The sequence below is a fragment of the Paraburkholderia sp. BR14320 genome (assembly GCF_040948665.1).
Lineage (GTDB): Bacteria > Pseudomonadota > Gammaproteobacteria > Burkholderiales > Burkholderiaceae > Paraburkholderia > Paraburkholderia youngii.
In genome coordinates, this window is the sequence record NZ_JBFPKG010000156.1 from 1 (window position 1) to 2,533 (window position 2,533).

Sequence of the window (2,533 nt, forward strand, 5' to 3'; positions counted from 1 at the left end):
TTCACAATCAACCGGCGACACGCTGGCACGACCATCTCGTTCGGTACATCAAGGACAAGGGCACCCATGCGTTCCGCAACAAATACGGGTATGGCCAGCGCGCGCTGGTCGAGTCGCAGATCTCGCGAATCAAGCGCTGTATCGGCGCGCGACTGCTGACGCGCAACATCGAATCGCAGCAGCGCGAGGGCGTGATTATCGCGAACCTCGTGAATCTGTGGAACAGCCGGATCAATAACGTGACAACGCCCCGCCAAGTCCAGGATATGCTGCAATGAAAATCGACAGGCCGGTAAGTCCACATGATGGTGGTGACAATGAAAGGGTTGAGGAATCGGCACCCAGGCGATCCGGGACGGGGCCAGGAGGAACTGCGGATCGGCACACAGGTGCGGCCCTTGACATGCGGCTGGCGGCGCTACCCGTACGTCGCCAGGCTCGCAGGATGCAGCCTTATCCGGGTGCCCAGCGGCAGCGGGCGTTCTCCTGCCGGCCTCATGGCGGGGAAGAGAGCGCCGGGTATCCCTTGCGCGACGTGCCCCGGCGCGCAAGGCCCGAGTCGGAGAAGAAGGCGCGCGACCGGAGCCAGCCGGGGGCGTCGTCAGTGCGTCCGGGCACGCACTACCGGCCCGGTTATCAGCATCGGCCGGTGCTGACGGGAAGCGGTGCACAGGAATCCCGGGCTCAGGCAGCGGGCCCATCGCGCAAGCGAACGGTGCGAGATCCGGAGGATGCGCTGGATGACAGGGAGCGTACAAGGACACGCAGCGGCCCGTATGAATCGCAGCGCCGCACCCGGTGTCTGGCGAAATACCTGACATATCGGCAACACGAGTTCAGCCGGACGGTCGAGGCGCAACGGCGCGAGCAGCAACAGCTGCTGTCCCGGGACAGGCGGGATGATGGCTTTCCGCAACGATGTTTGCGCATGGCAGCGGAGAACGAGCTCGCGCACCGTAATGGCTACGGGCGTGCGCTGGTCTTTCTGCGCCCGGACCATGCTGGCGATAACGTGTATTTTCTGAATCGGTATCTGCAGAAACTGCAGATACCGCAAGGCCGGTTTGGAGGCGGGAACGTCCGTGAGGCTGTCGAACTGGCGGCGCATTATGTCGTGGACACCGACTGGTGTGAGGACCTGCCGGCTGCCCATTACGCCCATCTCGTCAACAAGCTGAGCAAGCATGCCGACCGTGAGATCTGCGGGCTGGCGCTGGAACGTATTGCAGCGCAGGTGCTGAAGCCGGACGCGGCGAACCGGCTCCGGGCCAAGGAGGCGGCCATTCTGGGCAATGCGCTGTCCAAGGCGGCGCAATACGGGAGGTGCTGCGAAGCGGTGCTGCGCCTTGTCGCACATCTTGAGGCGAACAGCCTGATCGACACGCTGAACGGCCAGGGCATCTCAAACCTCCTTAATGCCCTCTCGAAGTGGCCGCAGGAGCGGAGTACCTGCAACGCAGCGCTGGCCCTGGCCAGGCGGATTCCCAACGACGAGGCGCTGCGCACGTCGATGACCCCCCAGGAAGCGGCGATGGCCGCGAATGCGCTGTCAAAATGGCCGGAGGCGCCTGAAGCGGGGGGCGCGGTGCGGGCCCTGGCGCAGCGGGTCGCCACCGAGAAGGTGCTGCGCGAGGCGATGGACGCACAGGCAGTGGCGATGGCCGCGAATGGGCTGTCAAAGTGGCCGGAGGCGCCTGAAGCGCGGGACGCGGTGCTGGCCCTGGCGCAGCGGGTCGCCACCGACGGGGCGCTGCGCCGGTCGTTGAACCCGCAGGAAGTGGCGATGGCCCTGAATGCGCTGTCCAGATGGCCGGAGGCGCCCGACGCGCGGGACGCGGTGCTGGCCCTGGCGCAGCGGGTTGCCACCGAGAAGGCGCTGCGCCGGTCGATGACCGCGCAGGAAGTGGCGATGGCCGTGAATGCGCTGTCAAAGTGGCCGGAGAAGCCTGAAGCACGGGCTGCGGTGCTGGCCCTGGCGCAGCGGGTCGCCACCAGGAAGGCGCTGCGCCGCGCGATGACCGCGCAGCATGTGGCCGAGGTCCTGAACGCGCTGTCAAAGTGGCCACAGGCTCCCGAAGCGTGGGACGCGGTGCGGGTGCTGGCACTGCGGGTCGCCACCGACGGGGCGCTGCGCCGCGCGATGAACGCACAGGACGTGGCGATGGCCGAGAATGCGCTGTCAAAGTGGCCGGAGGCGCCTGATGCGGGGCACGCGGTGCAGGCCCTGGCGCAGCGGGTCGCCACCGAGGAGGTGCTGCGCCAGGCAATGAACGCACAGGAAGTGGCGATGGCGCTGAATGGGCTGTCCGGATGGCCGGAGGCGCCTGAAGCGGGGGCCGCGGTGCTGGCCCTGGCGCAGCGGGTCGCCACCGAGAAGGTGCTGCGCGAGGCGATGGACGCACAGGCAGTGGCGATGGCCGCGAATGCGCTGTCAAAGTGGCCGGAGGCGCCTGAAGCGGGGGCCGCGGTGCTGGCCCTGGCGCAGCGGGTCGCCACCAGGAAGGTGCTGCGCGAGGCGATGAACGCACAGGAA

The 2,533-nt window shown here is 67.3% G+C and carries 1 protein-coding gene and 1 pseudogene; both read left to right on the forward strand.

Translation table 11 applies throughout. The annotated features are described in order from the left end of the window. Nucleotides 1-278: hypothetical protein (locus AB3X89_RS39380; RefSeq protein ID WP_368587960.1), on the forward strand; the 278-nt coding region annotated here is incomplete at its 5' end. A 248-nt stretch (nucleotides 279-526) separates the two neighbouring features. Then, a pseudogene (locus tag AB3X89_RS39385) lies at nucleotides 527-2,533 on the forward strand (Type III effector protein (Skwp 4)); the annotation flags it as partial.